At 71.2% G+C, this 24,144-nt stretch carries 19 protein-coding genes; 6 read left to right on the forward strand and 13 right to left on the reverse strand.

Going from position 1 to position 24,144, the window contains the following annotated elements; genetic code table 11:
• Positions 1 to 207 precede the first annotated feature (207 nt).
• Genes zomB through glf form a run of 5 tightly spaced genes read right to left on the reverse strand, consistent with a single transcriptional unit; the run spans position 208 to position 6,823 of the window.
• The gene (gene zomB, locus LV457_RS11865; protein WP_374198821.1) at positions 208 to 2,232 is read right to left on the reverse strand and encodes a flagellar motor control protein ZomB; all 2,025 of its coding nucleotides are present in this window, start codon (positions 2,230 to 2,232) and stop codon (positions 208 to 210) included.
• A complete protein-coding gene (locus LV457_RS11870) occupies positions 2,210 to 3,133 on the reverse strand; it encodes a decaprenyl-phosphate phosphoribosyltransferase (RefSeq protein WP_232171367.1) in 924 nt (307 codons plus the stop codon). Before LV457_RS11870 ends, zomB begins: the two co-directional genes overlap by 23 nt.
• Positions 3,130 to 3,666 (reverse strand): phosphatase PAP2 family protein, encoded by a 537-nt coding sequence (locus LV457_RS11875; RefSeq protein ID WP_232171368.1) that lies wholly within the window; start codon positions 3,664 to 3,666, stop codon positions 3,130 to 3,132. The genes LV457_RS11870 and LV457_RS11875 overlap by 4 nt, the downstream gene beginning before the upstream one ends.
• Positions 3,666 to 5,612, reverse strand: a complete 1,947-nt coding sequence (locus tag LV457_RS11880) for a glycosyltransferase (protein WP_232171369.1) — start codon at positions 5,610 to 5,612, stop codon at positions 3,666 to 3,668. The genes LV457_RS11875 and LV457_RS11880 overlap by 1 nt, the downstream gene beginning before the upstream one ends.
• Entirely contained in the window at positions 5,609 to 6,823 is a 1,215-nt protein-coding gene (gene glf / locus LV457_RS11885; protein WP_232171370.1) for a UDP-galactopyranose mutase, read from the reverse strand. Before glf ends, LV457_RS11880 begins: the two co-directional genes overlap by 4 nt.
• Positions 6,824 to 7,034: 211 nt before the next feature.
• On the opposite strand from glf, the gene LV457_RS11890 reads away from it, so the two are divergent.
• Positions 7,035 to 7,964 (forward strand): hypothetical protein, encoded by a 930-nt coding sequence (locus LV457_RS11890; protein WP_232171371.1) that lies wholly within the window; start codon positions 7,035 to 7,037, stop codon positions 7,962 to 7,964.
• A 207-nt stretch (positions 7,965 to 8,171) separates the two neighbouring features.
• Positions 8,172 to 9,782, forward strand: coding sequence for an N-acetylmuramoyl-L-alanine amidase (locus LV457_RS11895; RefSeq protein ID WP_232171372.1), 1,611 nt, complete (start codon positions 8,172 to 8,174; stop codon positions 9,780 to 9,782).
• Here LV457_RS11895 and LV457_RS11900 read toward each other — a convergent pair.
• From LV457_RS11900 to LV457_RS11925, 6 genes are all read right to left on the reverse strand, one after another.
• Positions 9,779 to 10,591: an HAD family hydrolase gene (locus LV457_RS11900; RefSeq protein WP_232171373.1), complete on the reverse strand. Its 813-nt coding sequence runs from the start codon at positions 10,589 to 10,591 to the stop codon at positions 9,779 to 9,781. The two genes, LV457_RS11895 and LV457_RS11900, sit on opposite strands and share 4 nt — an antisense overlap.
• An 8-nt stretch (positions 10,592 to 10,599) precedes the next feature.
• A complete protein-coding gene (locus tag LV457_RS11905) occupies positions 10,600 to 11,349 on the reverse strand; it encodes a 1-acyl-sn-glycerol-3-phosphate acyltransferase (protein WP_232171374.1) in 750 nt (249 codons plus the stop codon).
• Positions 11,350 to 11,352: 3 nt separating this feature from the next.
• Positions 11,353 to 12,126 (reverse strand): 1-acyl-sn-glycerol-3-phosphate acyltransferase, encoded by a 774-nt coding sequence (locus LV457_RS11910; protein WP_232171375.1) that lies wholly within the window; start codon positions 12,124 to 12,126, stop codon positions 11,353 to 11,355.
• A gap of 27 nt (positions 12,127 to 12,153) precedes the next feature.
• Entirely contained in the window at positions 12,154 to 13,497 is a 1,344-nt protein-coding gene (locus LV457_RS11915; protein WP_232171376.1) for a hypothetical protein, read from the reverse strand.
• Position 13,498: 1 nt separating this feature from the next.
• Positions 13,499 to 14,686, reverse strand: a complete 1,188-nt coding sequence (locus tag LV457_RS11920) for a serine hydrolase domain-containing protein (RefSeq protein WP_232171377.1) — start codon at positions 14,684 to 14,686, stop codon at positions 13,499 to 13,501.
• 95 nt (positions 14,687 to 14,781) lie between these two features.
• Complete coding sequence (locus tag LV457_RS11925) at positions 14,782 to 16,122, reverse strand: condensation domain-containing protein (protein WP_232171378.1); 1,341 nt, start codon at positions 16,120 to 16,122, stop codon at positions 14,782 to 14,784.
• Positions 16,123 to 16,542: 420 nt separating this feature from the next.
• Between LV457_RS11925 and LV457_RS11930 the strand changes: the two genes are divergently transcribed.
• The 3 genes from LV457_RS11930 (at position 16,543) to LV457_RS11940 (ending at position 21,550) form a co-directional block, all read left to right on the forward strand.
• A complete protein-coding gene (locus tag LV457_RS11930) occupies positions 16,543 to 19,575 on the forward strand; it encodes an RND family transporter (protein WP_374198823.1) in 3,033 nt (1,010 codons plus the stop codon).
• A gap of 74 nt (positions 19,576 to 19,649) precedes the next feature.
• Positions 19,650 to 21,212, forward strand: a complete 1,563-nt coding sequence (locus LV457_RS11935) for an MBL fold metallo-hydrolase (RefSeq protein WP_232171379.1) — start codon at positions 19,650 to 19,652, stop codon at positions 21,210 to 21,212.
• On the forward strand, positions 21,209 to 21,550 hold the full coding sequence (locus LV457_RS11940) for a hypothetical protein (RefSeq protein ID WP_232171380.1): 342 nt from the start codon (positions 21,209 to 21,211) through the stop codon (positions 21,548 to 21,550). The genes LV457_RS11935 and LV457_RS11940 overlap by 4 nt, the downstream gene beginning before the upstream one ends.
• A 3-nt stretch (positions 21,551 to 21,553) precedes the next feature.
• Here LV457_RS11940 and LV457_RS11945 read toward each other — a convergent pair whose 3' ends face one another.
• On the reverse strand, positions 21,554 to 22,144 hold the full coding sequence (locus LV457_RS11945) for a hypothetical protein (RefSeq protein ID WP_232171381.1): 591 nt from the start codon (positions 22,142 to 22,144) through the stop codon (positions 21,554 to 21,556).
• On the reverse strand, positions 22,141 to 23,289 hold the full coding sequence (locus tag LV457_RS11950; RefSeq protein ID WP_232171382.1) for a zinc-dependent alcohol dehydrogenase: 1,149 nt from the start codon (positions 23,287 to 23,289) through the stop codon (positions 22,141 to 22,143). Before LV457_RS11950 ends, LV457_RS11945 begins: the two co-directional genes overlap by 4 nt.
• Before the next feature lie 156 nt (positions 23,290 to 23,445).
• Between LV457_RS11950 and LV457_RS11955 the strand changes: the two genes are divergently transcribed.
• Complete coding sequence (locus LV457_RS11955) at positions 23,446 to 24,144, forward strand: hemerythrin domain-containing protein (RefSeq protein WP_232171383.1); 699 nt, start codon at positions 23,446 to 23,448, stop codon at positions 24,142 to 24,144.

The raw sequence follows: 24,144 nt of genomic DNA on the forward strand, positions 1-24,144 counted from the left end.
CAAATCCATCCCATCTATCGTTGCCAGGCCGGGGCCGCCGTAGCGGCCACGCCCGTGTAGTGAACCACACTCGACGGTCATCCTCCGCTTCCGCGGTTCGGTCACCGGGCGGCCACCGGCCGCCGACGCATCGCGGAAAGCCCAGATCGTCGCGGGAAAAGGCCGTGTCACGCTCGCACCGCCACGCGCCCGAAACGTCACGCGGAGTTAAGGCCCCGTTGCCGGAAGCCCAGTGTAGGGCGGGGCCTTGGGGGGCGGCGCGGCGAGCCCGCACCGCCGCAACTCGTAGGCGGGAACGCGGTCGATGCGGTAGCCGTAGAAGTCCAAGGCGTGGACGAGGTTGGACACGAACCGCCGCGGGGTCAGCTCGCCGCGGATGGAGTTCAGCATCGCGTCGGTCTCCGGGCAGGTCAGCGCGACCTTCGCCTGGGCGATCCAGTCCTCGTCGATGTAGGGCGGCACGAACGGGCGCTCCGGCAGGAAGGGTCCCTCGGCGATCGCCCAGTCGGGGAACAGGTTCTTGTCGTGGCCGATCCGGCCGTCCTCGAGCCGCGCGGTGTGGGCCGCGATGGGGTTGGCGAGCCCGATCTGGTCGATCACCCGAACCTCGAGGCCGACGTTCATGCTGGACATGCCGAGGTTGGTGAAGAACAGCGTGTGCGGACCCGGCTGTCCGTCCGGGCGCTGCGGGTCCGGGATGGCCGGCACGACGTCCCACTGGTCGTAGTTGCCGGCCGGCAGCAGCAGCGCCCCGTCGGGGGTGTTCTCGATGGCTTCGAGCGCCGCCCGCATCCGGGGGTAGTCCAGGTAGTCGGCGGCGGTCAGCGGGTGGGCGTGACCGGTGGCCTGGGCGTAGAACCGGCGCTCGTCGACGATGCCCGAATAGGTGACCTTGGTGGCGTCGCGGCCCATGCCCGGCGAGGTCGCCGCCCACAGCGCCCAGCCGACGATCCCGAGCCACACGACGGCGACGGCGCCGGTGAGCAGGTAGCCGGCACCGCGGGACATGCGGACGCCGTCGGGCAGCAGCACCGGGATCACGGCCACCGGCGCCAGCAGCAGGAACACCGGCGTCAGCAGCACGCGGCCGTGCATGAAGTCGCCGCCCTGGCGGATCCAGTAGGCGGCTTGTAACAGGCCGCTGACCACCATGAACGCCACCACGGCGGCGGGGCTCTGCACGATGCGGGCGGCGCGCGAATAGCCCGGCGGCACGGTCCGGCGGATCCACCAGGGCCGGCTGCCCGACACGAACAACAGCACCGCGAGCCCGCCGAGCAGGATGCCCGGCGCCCACAGCAGGTAGGGGTCGTCGAAGTTGGCGAGGTAGCGCAGTCCCTGCTCCCACTTGGCGCCCGAGGCGTCCTTGGCCAGCGCGGTGTTGGGGACCGGCAGCGCGTAATAGCCCATCCGGAAGATCTGGTAGGGGACCGGCAGTGCCCCGCCGGCGGCCACGACAAGAAGCCGGCGTCGCCGGCCGCGCGCGGCGACGAGCACCATCAGCAGCGCCAGTCCGCCGACCAGCGCCAGCTCCGGGCGGACCAGCACCGACAGCCCGGCGACGAACGCCAGGACGGCGGTGAACCGGGTGGTCACCGCGTTCTCCGCGGGATCCGGCGCCGTGGCGCGCACCGCCGTGTCCGGCGCCCGCAGCAGCTGCGACCACCGCACCATGAGCCACCACAGCAGGCCGAGGTAGCTGAGCACCAGGCCGTTCTCCAGCCCGGAGGTCGCGAAATCGCGGGCGGGCGGGATCGCGATGTAGACGAGCGCGCCGGCGGGCAGCAGCAGCGCGCGGCGCCCCTGGACGCCGGGCCCGTACAGCCGGGCCGCGCCGAGCATCGCGAAGACCATGCCGAGCAGGCTGAGCGCCAGCGCGAGCACCAGCGCGATGTACTCCAGCCGCACCGGTCCGCCGATGAGGCTGCCGACGTAGATGAGGTAGGTCCACACCGTCGACGTGTTGGCCTCGACGCGCTCGCCGGCGTTGAACACCGGCCCGTTGCCGGCCAGCAGGTTGCGCACCGTGCGCAACACGATCAGCCCGTCGTCGGCGATCCACCGGCGCTGCCAGGCCCCGTAGCCGAACAGCACCGTGACCACGGTGACGCTCACCCACAGGCTGATCCGCACGGTGCCGTGCGGGCCGGCCAGCGGCAGGCGCGCGGCGACCGGGCCGCGTGCCGCCGCCCGGATGACGCTGGTGCGCTCAGCCGTAGACGACGGCCGCACAGACGGTCCCGATCCAGGCCAGCGCGAGCAGCTGCAGCACGCGGTCGCGCAGCGCGATCTCCTCGGGTTCCCCGGCCAGCCCGCCGTCGACGTCGACCGCATAACGCAGGATCGCGATGGTGAACGGGATCATGGTGATCGCGAACCAGGAGCCGCCGCTGCCCTGGTCGCGGTCGAACGCCCACAGCCCGTAGCAGAGCACCACCGAGGTGGCCGACAGCGTCCACACGAATCGCAGATAGGTGGTGGTGTAGCTCTCCAGCGACTTGCGGATCTTGGCGCCGGTGCGCTCGGCGAGCTGCAGTTCGGCGTAGCGCTTGCCCGCGGCCATGAACAGCGAGCCGAACGACATCACCAGCAGGAACCACTGCGACAGCAGCACCCCGGCGGCCACGCCGCCGGCGATCGCGCGGATCAAGAAGCCCGACGACACGATGCAGATGTCCAGCACCGCTTGATGTTTGAGGCCGAAGCAGTAGGCGAGCTGCACGGCGATGTAGACCGCCATGACCAGCGCCAGGTTGGGCGTCACCGACCAGGAGATGGCCAGCGAGGCGACCGCGAGCACCACGGCGAGCCCGTAGGCCAGCGATTCGGGCACCACGCCGGCCGCGATGGGCCGGAAGCGCTTGGTGGGGTGCTGCCGGTCGGCCTCGACGTCGCGGGCGTCGTTGACCAGGTACACCGACGACGCCGCCAGGCTGAACACCACGAAAGCCAGGAGCACGCGCAAGGCGATCGAGCCGATGTCGTCGTAGTCGAAGCGGTCGTCGCCGAGGGCGGCGACGGGGGCCGCGAGCACCAGGACGTTCTTCACCCACTGCCGGGGCCGGACGGCCTTGACGAGCCCGGCCGCCAGGTTGCGCGGCGGCCCGGCGACCGGCGGGGCCTGTTCGCTCATCGCGCCCACCTGCGCTGGAGATTGGCGGCCAGCCCGGGCAGGCCGGCTGCCACGGCCGACCCGACCGCCACCCCGGCGGCCACGTCGCTGGGATAGTGCACGCCGAGGACCAGCCGCGACAACGCCATCGGCGGGATCAGCAGCGCCGGCAGCGGCCACCCGGTGGCCCGGCCGAGCAGGATCGCGGCCGCGGTGGTGGAGGTGGCGTGCGCCGACGGGAAGCTCAGCTGGCTGGGGGTGGCGGCGTTGACGACGACGGCCGGGTGGTGCGGGCGGGGCCGGCGCACCACGAGCTTCAGCGCGATCGCGGCGGCGTGCGCGACGAGCGCACCGACGCCCGCCAGCACCCACTGGCGCCGCTGCCGCGGCCGCAGCAGCGCGCCGAGCGCCGCGACGGCGACCCAGCCCTGCGCGTGCTCCCCGAAGTGCGACATCGCCCGGGTGGTGGCCAGCACCCCGGGCCGGTCGGCCAGCGCCGACTGGACGGCCACCAGCGCGGCCAGCTCGCCGCCCGGCCGGTTCTCGTCGAGCATCAGCGCCGCTCGCCGGCGATCGCGTAGCCCGGCGCCCGCTCGGCGGGCTGCAGGACGGTCTCCCATTTCTGCGTGCTGGTCAGCACCGGCAGCGCCGCACGGTAGGTGCGCCGCATCTTGTTGAATCGCCGCGCCAGCCGCAGGTGTTGGCGCAGCGACGCCCGCAGCAGCGCGAACATCTTCTCGCGGTCGCGCTGCCGGTACACCACGCCGCGGCCGTCGGCCGTCGTCACCGTGACGCCGTCGACCTTGCACAGCAGGAACCAGCGGGCATCCTGGGTGGCGACGTTGAGCTGCGGGCGCTCGTGGTGCGCGGGGTCATGCGGCCGCAGCTGGTGGACGACGCCGCGGGCCAGCCGGAGCGCGATGCGCGGCGGCGAGGTCGGGATCTTCACCTTCTTGCGCCGCTTGTCGCTCGGGGGCGGCAGCGCGGTGGCCCCGGGAAGCACCACGGCGTCGGGGAACTCCTGGCGCATGCGGCGCACCTCGGGCAGCGCCGACTCGAGGATGTCGAACAGGTTCTCCGGGCCGGCGAGGAAATCCGCCATCGCCTTGGTCTGGATCGCGACGGTCGAATACTCCAGGCACAGCAGGTGTTTCAGCGTCGCCTTCACCGACGAGGCGAGTAGCCCACCGACCCGGCCGTCCCAGTGCAGCGCCGCGACCACCAGTCGGTTGCGCAGGTGGAAGTAGGCCTGCCAGTCGATGGCGTCGTCCTTGTCGCTCCACGCCATGTGCCAGATCGCCGCGCCGGGCAGCGTCACCGTGCCGTAGCCGTGCTCGGCGGCGCGCAGGCCGTAGTCCGCGTCGTCCCACTTGATGAACAGCGGCAGCGGCTGGCCCAGCTCCTCGGCGACCTGCCGCGGGATCATGCACATCCACCAACCGTTGTAGTCGGCGTCGATGCGGCGGTGCAGCAGCTTGCTGCGCTCCTCCTCGTCGTCGAGGGGGTACTTGGCGAAGTCGTGGTCGTACTCGGCGTGCGGCGCCGCCGTCCACATGAAGTTCTCCTGGTCGACGACCTCACCCATGATGTGCAGGTGCGACGGCTCCTGCAGGTTGAGCATCTGCCCGCCCACCAGCGTCGGTGACTTGGCGAACCGGTTCATGGCGAGCGCCCGCAGGATCGAGTCGGGCTCGATGCGGATGTCGTCGTCCATGAACAGGATCTGTTCGCAGTCGGTGTTCTTGAGCGCCTCGTACATGACGCGGCTGTAGCCGCCGGAGCCGCCGAGGTTGGGCTGGTTGTGGATGGTGAGCCGGGACCCCAGCGGCGCGGCGGCGGCCGCGAAGCCCGGGTGGTCGACCGCCTTCTTCGTGCCCTGGTCGCTGACGATCACGGCGCCGATCACCTCGTCGACCAGCGGGTCGGAGGTCAGGGCGGCGAGCGCGTTGACGCAATCGCCGGGCCGGTTGAACGTCGGGATGCCGATCGCGATGTTCGCGCGCCCCGGCGCCGGCGCCGGCGCGTACCAGCCGGCCGAGTGCACGGTCACCGCCGTGTCGGTGGTGATGTCGAACCACACCCAGCCGCCGTCCTCGAACGGGCCGAGCTCCACCTCGAACTCGGTGACGGCCCGCTCGCCGGACACCTCGGTGCCGCCGACCGTGATCCGCGCGCCGGTGGCCTTGGTGCGGTAGACGTCGACGCGGGCGGTGCCGGTGAGCTCGACGCGCAGCACCACGGACTCCAGCACCGACCAGCGGCGCCAGTAGCTCGCCGGGAACGCGTTGAAGTAGGTGGCGAAGGAGACCTGCGACTCGGCGCCGATCTCCAGCGTGGTCCGCGACGGCGCATGCGCCCGACGGGCGTTGGTCTCGGACTCGTTGATGTAGAGCTTGCGGACGTCGAGGGGTTCACCCGGACGCGGCAGGATCACCCGCGACAGCAGGCTGACCGCGCGCGGGGTGTCCGCCTGCACCGGGCCGGACGGGATCTCACTCATGTGTCAGAAGAACTTTCGGTCAAGCGCGCGCCGTCACGCAGGTGCGGCGCGAGCACGTTGTCGTACATGTTGAGCGCACTGGCGATGGCCATGTGCATGTCGAGGTACTGGTAGGTGCCCAACCGGCCGCCGAACAGCACGTTCGCCGTCGCGGTCTCCGCCTTGGCGCGGGTGCGGTAGGCGGCCAGCACCGCGCGGTCGGCCTCGGTGTTGATCGGGTAGTAGGGCTCGTCGTCGTCGGCGGCGAACCGCGAGTACTCCCGCATGATCACCGTCTTGTCGGCCGGATAGGCCCGCTCGGGGTGGAAGTGCCGGAACTCGTGGATCCGGGTGTACGGCACGTCGGGGTCGTTGTAGTTCATGACGGGCGTGCCCTGGAAATCGCCCGTCGGCAGCACCTCGACGTCGAAATCCAGCGTGCGCCAGCCCAGCCGGCCCTCGGCGTAGTCGAAGTAGCGGTCGAGCGGCCCGGTGTACACCACCGGCGCGTCCGGGCTGGCCGCGCGCAGTTCGTCGCCGACGTCGAACCAGTCGGTGTCGAGCCGGACCTCGATGCGCTCGTCGGCGGCCATGTTCTGCAGCCACGCGGTGTAGCCGTCGACGGGCAGGCCCTCGTAGGTGTCGTTGAAGTAGCGGTTGTCGAAGGTGTAGCGCACCGGCAGCCGGCTTATGACGGCAGCCGGAAGCTCAGCGGGGTCGGTCTGCCACTGCTTGGCGGTGTAGCCCTTGACGAACGCCTCGTAGAGCGGGCGGCCGATCAGCGAGATGGCCTTCTCCTCGAGGTTCTGCGCGTCCTCGGTGTCGATCTCGGCCGACTGCTCGGCGATCAACGCCCGCGCCTCGTCGGGGCTGAAGTAGCGGCCGAAGAACTGGCTGACCAGGCCCAACCCCATCGGGAACTGATAGGCCTGGCCGTCGTGCATCGCGAACACCCGGTGCTGGTAGCCGGTGAACTCGGTGAATTGGTTCACGTAGTCCCAGACCCGCCGGTTGGAGGTGTGGAACAGGTGGGCGCCGTAGCGGTGGATCTCGATGCCGGTCTGCGGTTCGGGCTCGGAGTAGGCGTTGCCGCCGAGGTGGGAGCGCCGTTCGACGACGAGGACCCGCTTGCCCAGCTGGGTGGCCGCGCGCTCGGCGATCGTCAGACCGAAGAAGCCGGAGCCGACGACGATCAGGTCGTAGCGGGCTCCGGAGGGCGCGGGGGTGGTCATCGGCAGCAAGGGTATCCGACCGCGATGGCTGATCCCGTCCGGTGACAGCGCCCCGCCGCGTCCGCGCGAGGTCGCGATTGGCTCACGATTCGATATCGCCACTCTAATTAACAGCAGTCACTTCATTACCATCGATCGCGTTGGCAATTGCGCTTAACCGGTGATTTCCGACCAGAGCAGAACACGTCAAAGAACTGATTGAGGAGCATCCGTGCCCAACCGACGTCGACGCAAGGTCTCGACAGCCATGAGCACAGTCGCCGCCCTGGCCGTCGCCAGCCCGTTCGCGGTGGCGACGCTTTCCGAGCTGTCCTCCGACACCGCCCCGCAACACCGTGACTTCGTGCGCGCCGCCGTGGTGACCGACCTGCCGAACGAGCTGATCTCTGCGCTGCAGACCGGCCTGTCGCAGTTCGGGGTCAACCTCCCGCCGCTGCCCACCGGCCTGAGCCCCGCCGGCGCTCAACCCGCCACCGGCGGCCTCGGCGCCCCGGCGCTGGGCACCACCGGCGTCGGCAGCCCGGCGCTCGGCACCACCCCGGGTCTCGGCACGACCACCCCGGGGCTCACCAGCCCCGGTCTGGGGACCACCGGCGTCGCCACCCCCGCGGTGACGACACCGGGCGTCTCGGCGCCGGGCGCCACCATCGGCGGCGTCACCACCCCGCAAGTCAGCGTGCCGCCGGTGACCGCCACCCCGGCGACCCTCACCGATCCCGCGCTGACCAACCCCGGCCTCACCAATCCGTCGCTGACACCGACTGCGGCCGGCGGGCTCACCACGCCGTCGACCGGGCTGAACCCCGCGCTGACCAGCCCGGTGGGGACGGCGCCGGGGCTGACGGCGGTGCCCGGCGAGGTGCCCATCGCCGAGCCGATCGGGCTCGACCCGCTGTCGGGCACCTACCCGATCGTCGGCGATCCGCTGCTCGGGGCCGCGCCGGCTGCGCCCGCCGGCGGCGGTGGGCTCATCTCCGACCTGACCAGCGCCGCCAACCAGCTCGGCATGGGGCAGGCCATCGACCTGCTCAAAGGTGTCGTGGTGCCCTCGATCGTCCAGGTGGCCAAGGCGGGCGTGCCCGCCGCGGGCGCCGCACCGCCGGCGGCTCCGGCGCCCCCCGCCCCGCCCGTCGGGGCCTGATCGCAACCCTCGACCTTCCGGCGGGACGGCACCGCAGGCGACTCTCCTGCGGTGCCGTTGCGGTGCGCCGAGGCTACTGTTCTCTCCGCGATGTCGGCCGATCGGCGGCCACAACCGTCGTTTCGGCGCCGCTGCCGGTTCACCTTCGGCCTCACCACTATCGTGTCGCAACACCGGTAACACTCGTCGCATACGTACCATCGGCGCGTGCAAGGCCGTCGATCCGCGCCACCGATACTGCTGAGCGCGCTCGCCGCGAGCGTGGTGATGGTGCCGTGGGCGCTGGGCGGACAGCCCGGATCCGACGACGCCCCGACCGTCGCGGCGCCGGCCCTCGCGCAGCGGCCGCTGCCCGACGTGGGCGGCGGCGTCACCGTCCGCGAGGTCGGGCAGGACACGCCGTTCAGCATGGTCGCGCTCACCGCCGACGACCTGCGCGGCACCGAGGCAAAGGTGCGCGCGCGGCGGGCCGACGGCAGCTGGGGACCGTGGTACGACGCCCACCCGCTCGAAAGCGACGCCGCGCCCAGCGCGTCCGGCGCCGGGCCCGCGGGCACCGAGCCGGTGTTCGTCGGCGAGACCACCCGCGTGCAGATCAGCGTCACCCGGCCGACCGCCCCGCCCGCGCCCGACCTCGGCTACATCCCGGCAGGCGTCAGCCAGCCGATGGCGCAGAACGTCAACGCCGTGCTCATCACGCTGCCCACCACCACGCTGCCGGCAAATACCATGCCGGCCAACACCATGCCCATGCCCACCGCGGCCACGCCGCCGGGCCAGCCGCCCGCCATCGTCACCCGCGCGCAGTGGGGCGCCGACGAGGGCCTGCGCTGCGGCGCCCCGCAATACGACGACGGCGTGCGGGCGGCGGTGGTGCACCACACGGCCGGCAGCAACGACTACTCACCCGAGCAGTCCGCCGAGATCGTCCGGTCGATCTACGCGTACCACACCCGCACGCTGCGCTGGTGCGACATCGGCTACAACGCGCTGGTCGACAAATACGGGCAGGTCTTCGAGGGCCGGGCCGGCGGCATCACCGAACCCGTCGAGGGATCGCACACCGGCGGCTTCAACACCAACACCTGGGGTGTGGCGCTGATCGGCGACTTCCGCACCGAGCCGCCGTCACCGATCCAGCTGAAGAACGCCGGCCGGCTCCTGGGCTGGCGGCTGGCGATGGCCGGCGTCGATCCGATGGGCGCGGTGGCGCTGCCGTCCGCCGGCGGCTCGTTCACCAAGTTCGCCCGCGGCTTCGTGCCGCACCTGCCGACGATCTTCACCCACCGCGACGTCGGCATCACCGAATGCCCCGGTGACGCCGCCTACGCCGCCATGGGCCGGCTCCGCGAGATCGCCAAGCAGTTCACCGCGCCGCCGACGCTCGAGGAGCGGATCTCCGCCGGCGCGATCGGGCAGCGCTGGCTGGCCATGGCCGGCGCGAACGGTCCGCTCGGCGCGCCCACCTCGCCCGAGGCACCCGGCGACGGCGACGCCCGCTATGTCCGGTTCACCCACGGCGCGATCTACTGGTCACCCGACACCGGCGCCCAACCGGTGGGCGGTGCCATCTACGACGCCTGGGCGTCGCTGGGGTTCGAGCGCGGCCCGCTCGGCCTGCCCACCAGCGCGGAGATCGGCGAACCCGAGTGGATCGTGCAGAACTTCCAACACGGCACCCTGAACTTCGACCGCCAGCACGCTTCGGTGACCGGCGTCGTCGACGGCGTCGTGTACGACATCCCCGCGCCGCCGGCCGACGGCGTGCCCGTGCAGATCGAGCGGTTCGCGGCGCCGCGCCCGCTGCCCGCCGGTTAGAGCCACCACCGCTCGAGGACGCGGGCGAGCCCGTCGTCGGTGTTGGGTGCGGTCACCTCGTCGGCGGCGGCAATAACCTGCGGGTGCGCATTGCCCATGGCCACCCCCAGCCCGGCCCACACCAGCATCGGAACGTCGTTGGGCATGTCGCCGAACGCCACCACGTCCTCGGCGGCGATGCCCCACGGTTCGGCGACCTCGCGGACGCCGCTGGCCTTGCTGATGCCGCGCGGCATCACCTCCACCAGGCCGTTGTTGGTGGAGTACGTCAGATCACCCTGGGTGGTGATGTACCGGCCGAGCTGGGCGGCCATCTCGGAGCTGCGGGCGCCGGCCTTGCGGATCAGCAGCTTGACCGCGGGCGCTGCCAGCACATCGGCCAGCGACACCTCGGTGTTGTCCGGGTTCAGCCAGGCGTGCTCGTAGCCCGGGGAGCTGACGAACTGCGGGGTGGCCGCGTCGTGCGCCGTCGCCCCCACCCGCTCGACCGCGAGCCCGGCGCCGGGAATCACCCGGGCGGCGATCTCGGCGAGCTCCGCGAGCACGTCCGGCGACAGCGTGCGCGCCGACACCACGCGGTCGGCGGCCGCGTCGTAGATCACCGCGCCGTTCGCGCACACCGCCATCGGCGCAAAGCCCAGCTGGTCGACCACCGGCGCGATCCAGCGCGGCGGGCGCCCGGTGGCCAGCACGAACCGGGTGCCGGCGGCCACCGCGGCGGTCACCGCGTCGCGGGTGCGCGGCGTCAGCCGCTCGTGGGCGTCGAGCAGCGTGCCGTCGACGTCGGTCGCGATCAGCGTCGGGAGCATCCGGGCCGTCAGTTCCGCTTCGGCTGCGGGCGGGCCCGCGCCGCCCGCTCGGCCTCGTCGAGCTCGCGGGCCTCCTGCAGGGTCGGCGCGCCGCCGCCGAGCCGGGCGGGCACCCACCACGCGCCGGCCGGCTTCGGGTAGTCGTACTGCACCACCTGCAGCAGTTCCGTCATGGCCTCCCGCAGCGCGCTGTCGGTCTGGGCGAAGGTGCCCGCCGGTTGCAGCGGGGAGCCGACCAGCACCGTCACCGGCACGTTCGGGCGCAACAGCTTGCGCGGCCGGTCCTTCGTCCACACCCGCTGCGTGCCCCACACCACCAGCGGGATGATCGGCACCTGCGCCTCCAGCGCCATGCGGGCCGCACCGGACTTGAACTCCTTGAGCTCGAAGCTGCGGCTGATGGTGGCTTCGGGATAGACGCCCACCAGTTCGCCGGCACGCAGCGCCTCGACGGCGAGCGCGTAGGACCGGGCCCCGGCCGTGCGGTCCACCGGGATGGTGCCGGTGTGCCGGATCAGGTAGTCGACCACCCGCAGCCGCTGCATCTCCGCTTTGATCAGGAACCGGATGCGACGGCCGCGGCGGCTCGCCGCCAGCGCGGCGGGCAGCCAGTCGAGGTAGCTGGTGTGGTTGATCGCGACGACAGCGCCCCCGGTGTCGGGGACGTTCTCCAGCCCCGAGTAGGTGATGCGCAGCCCGTCGATCGTGACCAGGGCGCGGCAGATCAGCTCAAGGCTGCGGTAGACCGGCTCCGCCATGCACTACTCCTGCTGACCCTTCTCCGCGGCCCGCTGAGCCTTCAGCGCGGCGCGGGCAGCGGCCTCCTCGGCGTCCATCCTGCTTGCCTCGGCGAGCGTGGGCGCTCCGCCACCCAGCCGGTGCGGCACCCAGTACTCGCCGGGCGGATGCGGGTAGCGCTCCTGGACCTCTGCCAGCAGCTGCTGCATCCGGGTGCGCAGCAGCGTGGTGAGTTCGGGCGCGGGGAGCGTCGGCTCGATCGGCTCCCCGACGGCGACGCTGATGGGCACCTTCGGCCGCCACAGCTTCTTGGGGTGGTCCTTGGTCCAGATGCGCTGGGCACCCCACACGATGTGCGGGATGATCGGCACGCCGGCCGCGATCGCCATGCGCGCCGCGCCGGACTTGAATTCCTTGATCTCGAAGCTGCGGCTGATCGTCGCCTCGGGATACACGCCGACCAGTTCACCGGCCCGCAGCGCCGCGCACGCCGCCTCGAAGGACGCCGCGCCGTTCTCCCGGTCGACCGGGATGTGGCGCAGGCTCCGCATGATCGGCCCGGTGATCGGGTGGTCGAAGACTTCCTTCTTGGCCATGAAGCGGACCTTGCGGCCCAGCCCCTGCCGGTAGGCGGGCAGGCCGGCGAACGTGAAGTCGAAGTAGCTGGTGTGGTTGATCGCGATCACCGCGCCGCCGGTGGGCGGCAGGTGCTCGACGCCGGTCACCGTGAACGTCAGGCCCTGGATCTTCCAGACCAGGCGGGCCAACTGGATGACGCTTCCATATACCGGCTCCACAGCGCAGAGCCTAGCGCGGCGCGGATCTCACTCGACCGTGCCGGCGAGGTCGACGTCCCCGAGCGCGGCGACGACGAGCTCGGCGAGCCGCTGGCGGGACTCGACGACCCCGGCCTGGTGGCAGACGACGGTGAGGAACACCGAACCGAGCGCCCGGCCCGCCGCGACGAAGAGTTGACCGCCGATCCGGGTCATCGCAGCGCGCCGCACCCCCTGCTCGACGAGCCGCACGGACACCCGGTCGGCGTCGGCACCGTCGATGCGGGCCAGCTGCGGGTCCAGCGTGCCGACATTCGAGCAGCCGACCGGCAGCCGGTCGTACGCGAACGCCGCGCCCGCCAGGGCGTTCGCCGCGCGGCGCGGTACCAGCGGGGTGAGCGGCAGCAGCGGCAGGAACGGGTTGGGCGTCGCGGCGTGCGCGACGAGCGCCGCCTTGATGGCGGCGCGGATCGGCCGCAGGTCGTCGCGGCAGCCGGCGGGATCGACCACGACGTCCACCGCCGACAGCGCGTTGCCGCGGGCGTCGTCGCCGGTGCGTTCGCTCACCGGGAACGACAGCGTGGCCGACCCGTCGACCACCCGCCCCGTCCGCTGCGCGAGCCGCGCCGCGACCGCCGCGGCCAGCGCGTTCGAGGTACCGCCGAGCAGCCGCACCCGCGCGTCCCAGTCGGCCTCGGCGATGTGGGCGGTGACGGCCGGCACCAGCAGCGGGGCGTCGTTGCCGACGTCCGGGCGGCGGACGCGCTCGACGGGCGGTGTGGCGCCGCGGCGCGTGCGGGCCAGCCGGGCGCCGGTGCGGGCGGCGCGGGCGACTTCGCGCAGCGACCGGCGCCGTTCGGCGAGGTCCTCCGCCACCGCCCGGCGCCGGGTGCGCGAACGCGGCGGCGGATAGCCGAGGTCGGCGGCGCGGCCCGCGGCGGCCTCGGCGACCGCGCTAACCAGCCCGAGCCCGTCGGCGACGGTGTGCGACGCCACCAGGGTGACGGCGTGGGTGCCGTCGGTCATCGCGAGCAGACCGAGATGCCAGGAGGGGCCGCGCTCGGGGTCCAGCGGCAGCTGCGAGCGCTCGTCGAGCCAGTCGGCGAGCTCGGCGCGGGGGCGGCGTTCGCCGCAGAGCTGCAGTCCCGGTGAGCCGCCGCCGGCGACCCAGCGGTGCCGGCCGAACGGCAGCGGCGACCGCTCGATGCGCCGGCCCAGCAGCCCGCCGGCGTTCAGCCGGTCGCAGCAGCGCTGCAGCGCATACAGATCGGGCTGCCGGGCGTAGAGCCAGGTCACCTGGCCGAGCTGGCTCTGGCCGGTGGCCCGCACGCCGAAGAACGACGCCTGGTCCATGTAGGCGAGCCGGTTGTCGCGGCCCGGGCTGCGCGCCACGTCAGCGGCCCGTCACGCCGAGCGCCGCGTACACCTCGTCGATGAGCGCGACGCTGCGCGGATCGGCGCTGGCCTTGGTCGCGTCGAACTGGTTCATCACGTACGCGTAGCCGATGCGGTGCTCCAGGTCGACGAACGCGTAGGAGCCGCCGGATCCGCCGTGGCCGAAGATCTTCGGGTTGGGTCCGGCGATCGCGCGCTGATTCAGCATGTAGCCGAGCCCCCAGCCGTGGTCGGCGACGCGCGGGCCGAGGCAGACGTCGGGATCGAAGCCGCCCTGCGAGGTGCGCGCTGCGAGCATGCGGTCCCGGGTGAGCAGCACGCCTTGGGCGAGCGCGTTGTAGAAGGTCGCCATCCCCAGCGCCGAGACGTGCGCGTTCGTGCCGGGGAACTCCGCGGCGCGCCAGCTCGCGATGTCGCGGCGGGCGAGTTCGTCGTCGGGGATGAAGTCGGCGGCCACGGCGGCGGCGGTCATCGGGTGGTCGCCAAGGCCCGCGACCTCGCGCGGCATCGTCGCGAAGAGCTCGCTGACGAACGGCTTGTTCACCATGTCGGCGCAGCGGTGATGCTGGTGCACCGGCAGCCCGATGTGGACGTCGATGCCGAGCGGTGCGGCGATCTCGGTGCGCAGGAACTGCCCGATCGTGCGGCCGGTCACGCGGCGCACCACCTCGCCGAGGATGAACCCGAAGGTCACCATGTGGTAGCCCTGCGCGCTGCCCGGCCGCCACCAGGGCGTCGCCGCAGCGAGCCTGTCGCACACCAGGTCCCAGTCGAGCGTCTCCTCGACGCTGAGGCGCCGGCGCGGCCCGATGACGCCGGAGCGGTGGCTCAGCACCATCGCCACGGTGATGTCCGCCTTGCCCGCCTGCCCGAACTCCGGCCAGTAGCGGGCGACCGGCGCGTCGAGGTCGATGACGCCGCGGTCGGCGAGCAGGTGCAGGCAGGTGCTGGTGAGCCCCTTGGTGCCGGAGTAGACGGCGGCCAGCGTGTCCTGCCGCCACTGTCGGGTGCCGGCGGCATCGGCCGTGCCGCCCCACAGGTCGACGACCAGCTCGCCGTCGACGTACACCGCGACCGCAGCGCCGATTTCGTCGCGCCGGGCGAAGTTGTCCTCGAAGGCCCGCCGCACGTTCTCGAAGGCGACGTGGCAGGAGCCCTGGGCCAGCAGGCCGGCGGCGAGTGTCATGGAATGTCCTGTGGTCTCGGCGATGGGGGAGGTGAGCGCACGACGACATGGCGCGCTGTCGCACGCCAGTCACCGGTGGTGGTGACGGAGAGGGATCAGGCGACAGCCGCCGGGGCGGCCACCACCTCGCGGTAGACGGCGGTGACCGCGTCGAGGTAGCGCGCCACCGAATCCCGGGCGATCGGGTTGTCGGGGAACGAGATGGCCAGCGTGGTCTCCGCCGCGAACCTGTTCACCCACATACAGACCTGGTCCGAGCTGCGGCTGTCGCCGTAGATGCCGGCACCCAGCGCGTCCCACTGCTCGGTCAGCGGCACCTTGCGGCCGTCGAGGAACGACAGCAGCGGAACGTCGCGCGTCGGCGCCCGCATGTCGCCGGCGGCGGCGAGCTCCAGCACCCTCGCAAGGGGCACCCGCGCAAGGGGTTTGGCGGCGTCGAACGACCGCTGGGCCGCCGCGGCCACGTCGCCGAACGAGCGGCCGCCCACCGGCGCGGCGACCGGGATGACGCTGGCGAACCAGCCGGGCGTCAGGTAGTCGGCCGGTGCGCTGCGGGTGTCGTAGGGGGTGAGACCGCGGTAGTGAGTCGATCCCGTCAGCGCCTGCTCGGCCAGCGCCGCCGCGGCGAACACCCCGCCGGAGAAGCGGGCGCCGGCCGCTTCGCAGACCGCCTCGAACCGCTCGGCCGCCACGGCGTCGAGCAGCGGCACCACGAGCATTGCGCCCCGGTAGGTGATGTCCGGATCCCCCAGTGGCAGCGGGAAGTCCGGCAGTTCTCCACCGCCGGCGGCCACGAAGTCCAGCCACGCCCGCACGTCGGCCGACTCCCGCGTCAACGCCGCGGTGTGGGTGTGCTCGTCGGCGCAGTGCTGGAGATAGCTGCCCGGAGCGGGCAGCGTGAGTGGCGCACCGGCCAGCCGGCCGGCGTATCCGAGGTGCAGTTCGGCGAAGATGACGCCGGCCGACATCCCGTCGCTCACCAGGTGGTCCACCGCGATGTACACCGTGAAGTGGTCGTCGCGTTGAATCACGCCGAACCCGAAGCAATCCCAGTGCCACGGGTCGGGCACCGACCGCAACAGGTGGTCGCGGATCTGCTCGGTGTCCATGGCGCCGAGATCGGCGGGGCGGAACTCGATCACGGCCGGATCGGTGAGCTGGTGGCGCACCGGCTCGCCGTCAACCGACGCGAACCAGCCGTGGTAGGCGTCGTGGCGGCGCAGGTGGTCGTTGATGGTCGCGGTCATCGCCGCGACGTCGCACCTGCCCGGAATGTTCCACGCGCCGTAGCAGATTCGGGCCATGTCACGGCCGGCGGCGAGGTTGCGGCGGTAGGACAGCAGGTGCCCGCGCTGCTGGTAGCTCGGCGGCACCGGATGGCGCGGAGCTTGCCGGGCGGCGGCGCGGGAAGCGTCGGTGGCCGACCACGCGGTCACCGAGCCGGGTTCTGGACGCCAGTCGTGAATCGTCCCTAAAGCAACCATTGCGCCTTCTTCAGCAGAACGGGACGGCGCAAAACGCTGCGCCGCAGAAGTGGTGAGAATCGACCAAGCGGTCGCGCCGATGCTGACACACCAGCGGGCACCGCGGACAACCTACGGTACCGTAATGTGACGCAGTTCACATTTTACTGTTAGCGGCGTTTGCGCAGCTCACAGCGCTTCCATATGTTGCTGTGTGTCCGGCTGTGATTGCGCTGCGAAGGAGTGGCGGTTCGCGACGTCGTCGTTCGCCGCTGGTCAACGCACTGAAAACTCCAGATGTCAGCGTCGCCGATCTTCTCTCAGCAAATTCCGGTGCGGCGAACTGATCTTGGCTCGAATTCGAGGTCTGAATTCGCGTGTAGCGTGCACGACGTGTCACCGCCCACCGACGACATCGGCCGTGCGGCGCAGCCTCCGGGGGGACATCACTCGAGTGCCTTCGCTCGGCTGGGCGAGCTCGTGGTGCGCCGGCCGGTGGTGGTCATCCTGTGCTGGATCGCCCTTGCCGCAGCGCTTTTGGCGACCCTGCCGTCGCTGAACCAGATGGTGCTCGAGCGGCCCGTCGACCTGCTGCCCGCCGACGCGCCGGTGATGGTGACCACCGCGCAGATGACCGACGCGTTCGACGAGAGCGGATCGCAGAACGTGCTCGTCGTCGTGCTCGAGCGCGAGGACGGCATGCGGCCGGCGGACGAGGCGACGTATCGGCAGCTGGCCGACCGGCTGCGCGGCGACACCCGCGACGTCGTGATGGTGCAGGACTTCGTCGCCACCCCCCCGCTGCGCGAGGCCATGGCCAGCGCCGACGGCAAGGCCTACTACCTGGCGGTGGGGCTCACCGGCGACATCGGCACGCCCGCGGCCTACGAGGCCTACACCGGCGTCGAGCAGATCGTCGCCGAGACGGTGACCGACCCCGGCCTCACCAGCCACCTCACCGGGCCGTCGGGCACCGTCGCCGACCTCACCGCCGTCGGCGAACGCGACCTGCACGCGATCGAGATCGCCACCGCCGTCATGGTGCTGACGATCCTGCTGATCGTGTACCGCAACGCGGTGACCATGGCGCTGCCACTGGCGACCATCGGCGTGTCGCTGGTGGTCGCCCAACAGCTCGTCGCCGGGATGAGCGCACTGGGGCTGGGGCTGTCGAACCAGACGATCACCTTCCTGACCGGCATGCTGGTGGGCGCAGGCGTCGACTATGCGGTGTTCCTCATCAGCCGCTACCACGAGTACCTGCGGCTGGGCGAGACGTCGGACCGGGCCGTCGTCAAGGCGCTGGCATCCATCGGCAAGGTGATCGCGGCGTCGGCGGCCACGGTCGCCGTCACGTTTCTCGGCATGATGTTCACCAAGTTGGGGCTGTTCGCCACGATCGGTCCCGCGCTGGCCGTCGCCATCGCCGTCGCGTTCCTGGCCGCCGTGACACTGCTGCCGGCGCTGCTCGCGCTGGCGGGCCGCCGCGGCTGGGTGCGGCCGAGGCGCGATCTCACCACCCGCTTCTGGCGGCGGTCGGGCATCCACATCGTCCGGCGGCCCGCCGCCCACCTCGTCGCCAGCCTGGTGGTGCTCGCGGTGCTCGCCGGATGCGCCGGCCTGGTGCGGTTCAACTTCGACGATCGCAGCACGCTGCCGGCCGACGTCGGCAGCAACCAGGGCTACGCCGCGATGGACCGCCATTTCCCGGTGAACGCCACCATCCCGCAGTACCTGTTCATCTCCTCTCCGCACGATCTGCGCACGCCCGAGGCGCTGGCAGATCTCGAGCAGCTCGCGCAGCGGGTCAGCCAGGTGCCCGGCGTCGCCGCGGTCCGCGGCATCACCCGGCCCACCGGTGAGACGCTCGAGCAGGCGAAGACCACCCACCAGGCCGGCGAGGTCGGGGCGAAGCTGGCGGGCGCCGCCACCACGATCACCGACCGCACCGCGGACCTCGACACCCTCGCGGGCGGCGCCGACACGCTCGCCGACCGGCTCGGCGAGGTGCGCGGCGGAGTGGCCCAGGCCGTCGTCGCCATCCGCGGGCTCGTCGACGCCCTGTCCGGCGTGAGCGGCCGGTTCGGCGGCGGCGCCACCCTCGCGCAACTGGACCACGCCGCGGAACTGCTCGGCGGCATGCGGGCACTCGGCGCCACCCTGCAGCACAACCTCGACCTGGTGTCGGGGAACCTGCGCTGGGCGGCGCCGGTGCTGACGGCGCTGGAGGCCAGCCCGGTCTGCGACGCCGATCCGGCGTGCGGCGAGGCCCGCGGCGAACTGCAGCGCCTGGTCCGGGCGAACGACGACGGCTCACTCGACCAGCTCGCCGACCTGGCGCGGCAGTTGACGCAGACCACCGGCACCCAGACGCTCGCGGCGACCGCCCGGGGCCTGGGCGCCGCGCTCGACCGGGCCACGGGCGCGCTGCGCAGGCTCGGCCTCGGCGACCCCGGCGCGGTCCAGTCGCGGCTGAACGAGCTGCAGCGGGGCGCCGACACCCTCGCCGACGCCAGCCGCCGGCTCGCCGACGGCGTGACGCTGCTGGTCGACCAGACCAAGAGCATGGGTTCCGGGCTCGGCGAGGCGTCGGCGTTTTTGCTCGCGATGAAGCGCGACGCGCGTGCGCCGTCGATGTCCGGGTTCTACATCCCGCCCGCGATGCTGGCCGGCAAGGACTTCACCGACGCCGCCGCGGCGTTCATCTCCCCCGACGGCCACGGCGTGCGCTACCTGGTGCAGACGGAGCTCAACCCGTTCAGCACCGCGGCGATGGACCAGGTGGACGCCGTCGTGGCCGCGGCGCGGTCCGCGCAGCCGAACACCGCCCTGGCCGACGCGTCGGTGTCGATGGCGGGTTTCCCGGCCACGCTGCGCGACATGCGCAACTTCTACTACCACGACCTCACGCTGATCGTCGCCGTCACCGTGCTCGTGGTGCTGCTGATCCTGGTGCTGCTGCTGCGGGCGGTGGTGGCGCCGCTCTACCTCATCGGCTCGGTCATCATCTCGTACCTGTCGGCGCTGGGAATCGGCGTGCTGTTCTTCCAGTACGTCCTGGGCGACGAGCTGTCGTGGAGTGTGCCGGGCATGACGTTCATCGTGCTGGTGGCGGTCGGCGCCGACTACAACCTGCTGCTCATCTCGCGCATCCGCGACGAATCCCCGCACGGCGTGCGCTCCGGGGTGATCAAGACCGTCGGCTCGACGGGCGGGGTGATCACCTCGGCCGGGGTGATCTTCGCCGCGTCGATGTTCGGCCTGCTGTTCGGCGGTATCGCGACGATGGTGCAGGCCGGCTTCATCATCGGCGTCGGGCTCCTGCTGGACACGTTCCTGGTGCGCACCGTCACCGTGCCGGCGATCGCGGTGTTGGTGGGCCGCGCCAACTGGTGGCCGTCGAGGTGGCAGCCCGCGCGGCGCTGATGCGCCGTGGCGGGCTGACCGCCGCGCTTCCCTTAAGCTCGAGCGGGCACCGGACACGCGACGAGGGGATATTCGTGCAGGTCACCAGCGTCGGACACGCGGGCTTCCGCATCGACACCGCAGCGGGGAGCATCCTGTGCGACCCGTGGGTCAATCCGGCCTACTTCGCGTCCTGGTTCCCGTTCCCGGACAACTCCGGGCTGGACTGGGACGCGCTGGGAGACGTCGACTACCTCTACGTCTCCCACCTGCATGCCGACCATTTCGACCCGCGGCTGCTGCGCGACCACGTGAGCAAGGACGCCGTCGTCCTGCTGCCCGACTATCCGGTGCCGGACCTGCGCCGGGAACTGGAGGCGCTCGGATTCCACCGCTTCTTCGAGACCACCGACTCGGTGAAGCACCGGGTGAGCGGGCCGAAGGGCGACCTGGACGTGATGATCATCGCGCTGCGGGCGCCGGCCGACGGCCCCATCGGCGACTCCGGGCTCGTGGTGTCCGACGGCGAGACCACGGCGTTCAACATGAACGACGCGCGGCCCATCGACCTGTCGGTCCTGGAGACGAACTTCGGGCACGTCGACCTGCACATGCTGCAATATTCCGGCGCCATCTGGTACCCGATGGTCTACGACATGCCGGCCCGCGCGAAGGCCGCGTTCGGCAGCCAGAAGCGGCAGCGCCAGATGGACCGCTGCCGCCAGTACATCGCCCAGGTCGACGCCACCTGGGTGGTGCCGTCCGCGGGGCCGCCGTGCTTCTTGGACCCCGAGCTCCGGGACCTCAACGACGACCACGGCGATCCGGCCAACATCTTTCCCGACCAGATGGTGTTCCTCGACCAGCTGCGTCGCCACGGCCACTCCGGCGGGCTGCTGATGATCCCCGGGACGGTCGCCGATCTCACCGGCTCTCAGTTGAATTCGCTCACCCACCCGGTGCCCGACGCCGACGCGGAGGCAATCTTCACCACCGCCAAGGCGGACTACATCGAGGCCTACGCCCAGCGCATGGCGCCGGTGATCGCCGCCGAGAAGGCGCGCTGGGCACCGGCGGAGGGTGAGCCGCTGCTGGAGCCGCTGCGCGCGCGCTTCGAGCCGATCATGACCCGCAGCGACCAGATCTGCGACGGCATCGGCTATCCGGTGGAATTGCGCATCCGGGGCGGAGACCGAGAAGAAATCGTCGTGCTCGACTTCCCGAAACGCATTGTGCGCGAACCGGTCCCGCACGAGAAATTCCGGTACGGCTTCGCGATCGCGCCGGAGCTGGTGCGCACCGTGCTGCGCGACGACGAACCCGACTGGGTGAACACCATCTTCTTGTCCACGCGCTTCCGGGCCTGGCGGGTCGGCGGCTACAACGAGTACCTGTACACCTTCTTCAAATGCCTCACCGACGAGCGGATCGCCTACGCCGACGGGTGGTTCGCCGAGGCGCACGACGACAGCGCGACGATCGAGCTCGACGGCTACGCCATCCAGCGGCGCTGCCCCCACCTCAAGGCCGACCTGTCGAAGTTCGGGGTCGTGGCGGGCACGACGCTGACATGCAACCTGCACGGCTGGCAGTGGAACCTGCAGACCGGCCGCTGCCTGACCACCAAGGGCCACGAACTGCGCTGCGAGAAGCTGTGAACGGCTCCGAGGACACCTACGATGACGGCCTGGTGCTCCTCGACCGCCAGGCGATCACGTTGCGCCGCTACCACTTTCCGTCGGGAACCGCGAAGGTGATCCCGCTGCGCCAGGTCCGCGGCTACCGCGCCACCCCGCTCGGGCTGTTCCTGCAGCGGTTCCGTTTGTGGGGGTCGTCGGATCTGCGGCGCTGGTTGCCGCTCGACGTCAAGCGGCCGCTGCGCTCCACGCTGATCACGCTCGACGTCCCCGGCACCCGGCCGGCCCCCGCCTGCACGCCGGCCGACCCCGACCGCTTCGTGGCCCTGCTCGACGCGCTGCTCGACGGTCGTCGCTGACGCCTAGCGCTTGCGGCGCACCAGCTTTCGCACGCCGCGGGCCAGCAGCGCGCCGGAGGCGATCCACGGTCCACCCACCAGGATCGGATCCAGCCACGCGTGTTTGACGTCGGCGCGCTTGCTGCCCCGGCGCGCCGCCAGCCCGTTGTGGGTGAACTCCGTCTTGACGCCCGTCTGCGTGAACGGGTTGTCGGGCCGCAGCGTGACGAACGACGCCAGGTGGCTCTCGACGGCGTCGACGCGGTCGGCGGCGATCAGCAGCAGCCAGTGCGCCGCCCGGGCCTCGCTGAACCGCCGATAGGAGTACTTGCGAATCACACCCGACAGGCCCTTCGGCGGTGTCGACGTGCCGAACACCGGTGTCACGAAGCGGTGTTCGATCGACCGCTCGCGCGGCCAGCGCTCCGGCTGTCGCTCGGGGAAGTCCCAGTGGGCGCCGGTGTCCTCGGCGTTCAGTTTCGGGATGGCGGGCCGATCCTTCGGATCCAAGTCGACGCCCCACCCGGGAATGCGCGCGCGCAACTCGTCGGCGCTCGGCCGGGGCGGGTGCGCGGCGGTGTAGGTGTACATCCGGGACTCCTCTGCGGCGCTCATGCGGCGTCGTTCACGATGATCGGCTTGATGCAGTTGTCGAGCTTCGCCGAGAAGATGTGGTAGGCGTCGGCAATATGTTCCAACGGAACCCGGTGGGTGACAATGTCGTTCGGCTTGAGGTAGCCGTTCTGGATGTGGGTGAACAACCGGTTCCACTGCCGCTTCACCGGCGCCTGGTTCATCCGCAGGGTGAGGCCCTTGTTCATGGCGTCGCCGAACTTCACCGCCGAGAAGATCGGCCCGTAAGCGCCCATCACCGACACCGTGCCGCCCTTGCGCACCGAGTCGATCGCCCAGTTCAGCGCAACCGGCGAACCGCCCTGCAGTTTCAGCTTGGCCGCGGCGACGTGCTGCAGGAAGTTGCCGTCGGCCTCGGCCCCCACGCAGTCGATGGCGACGTCGCTGCCGAGGTTGTCGGTCTGCTGCTTCATCTCGACGACGATGTCGGAGTACTCGGCGAAGTTGAACGTCTCCGCGTGCGCGAAATCGCGGGCCTTTTCCAGCCGGTATTCGAGGTGGTCGATGACGATGACGCGGCCGGCGCCCATCAGCCACGCCGACTTCGCCGCGTACAGGCCGACGGGCCCCGCGCCGAACACGATCACCGTGTCGCCCTCGACGATGTCGCCGAGCTGGGCGCCGAAGTACCCGGTGGCAAGAGCGTCGGTGCACAGCAGCGCGTCCTCGTGGTCCATCCAGTCCGGGATCTTCGCCGGGCCCACGTCGGCGAACGGCACACGCACGAATTCGGCCTGACCGCCGTCGTAGCCGCCGCAGGTGTGCGAGTAGCCGTAGATGCCGCCGACGGCCGTGGCGTTCGGATTGACGTTGTGGCAGTTGGAATACAGGCCGCGGGCGCAGAAGTAACAGGAGCCGCAGTAGATGTTGAACGGCACCATGACGGTGTCGCCCGGCGCCAGCCGCTCCACCGAGGATCCGACCTCGTGCACGACACCGATGAACTCATGGCCGAAGGTCATGCCGACGCGGGTGTCCGGCATCATGCCGTGATAAAGGTGCAGGTCCGAACCGCAGATCGCGGCCTTGGTCACCCGGACGATCGCGTCGTTGGGGTGCTCGATCCGGGGGACGTCCTTCTCCTCGACCCGGATCTTGTACGGACCGCGGTACGCCATCGCCAACATGTGCATTCTCCCAACGTCAATGCGGTCGAACTACCCCGGTAAATCAGGCCGAAACCATTCCCGCGACCGGCCCGCTCGGCGCAAGTCAGCCACAAGTGGTCCTTAAGCGCTCCCCTGCACAGTCGTTTCACGATCACCTGACAAGGAGGAACTACGATGGGTTCGACCACCAGGCCCCTGAAGAGCGTGCACGTCAGTCCGCGCCGCGCAGGTGACCCAACCCCGGATCTGACCGGCATCCGGCTCGGTCATCGCGCCATGGTGACCGATTCGCGCCGCATCGCCGAGGTGGTCACGGCGATCGGTGAGGGGCGCCTACGGTGCACCGCCACCCGGGCCAGGGCGATCTGCCGCTACGTCGACCTGCTGTGCGAGTCAATTCACCACCACCACACCACCGAGGACGAAGTGCTGTGGCCCTTGATCCAGGCCAGCGCCGGTGAGCACGTCGACCTCAGCGAGCTGACCGCGGACCACGCTGCCCTCGAGCCCCGACTGGAGCACGTACGCGCCCGGGCGGCCGAACTGCGGCGATCCGGCGGCGACGCGATCACCGCCGCTTCGCTGGGCGCCGCGCTCACCGACCTCCACACCATGCTCGCCGAACACATCGTCGAGGAAGAGCGCGAGGTGTTCCCGGTGATCACCGCTCACGTGTCGGTGGGCGACTGGCAGGCAGTGGAGAAGGCGGCCCAGAAGGGCGGCCGCATGTCATTCGACGGCCCACGCGCCATGGCGGTGATGACTGACGACGAACGTGCGCAGCTTGCGCATTCCATCGGTCCGGTGTTGCGCATCGTCATCGGTGCGCTGTCGGTGCGGCATCGCCGGCTCGAGCGCACGGTGTTCGGCTGA

Source organism: Mycobacterium sp. MYCO198283, from assembly GCF_021213805.1.
Classification (GTDB): domain Bacteria; phylum Actinomycetota; class Actinomycetes; order Mycobacteriales; family Mycobacteriaceae; genus Mycobacterium.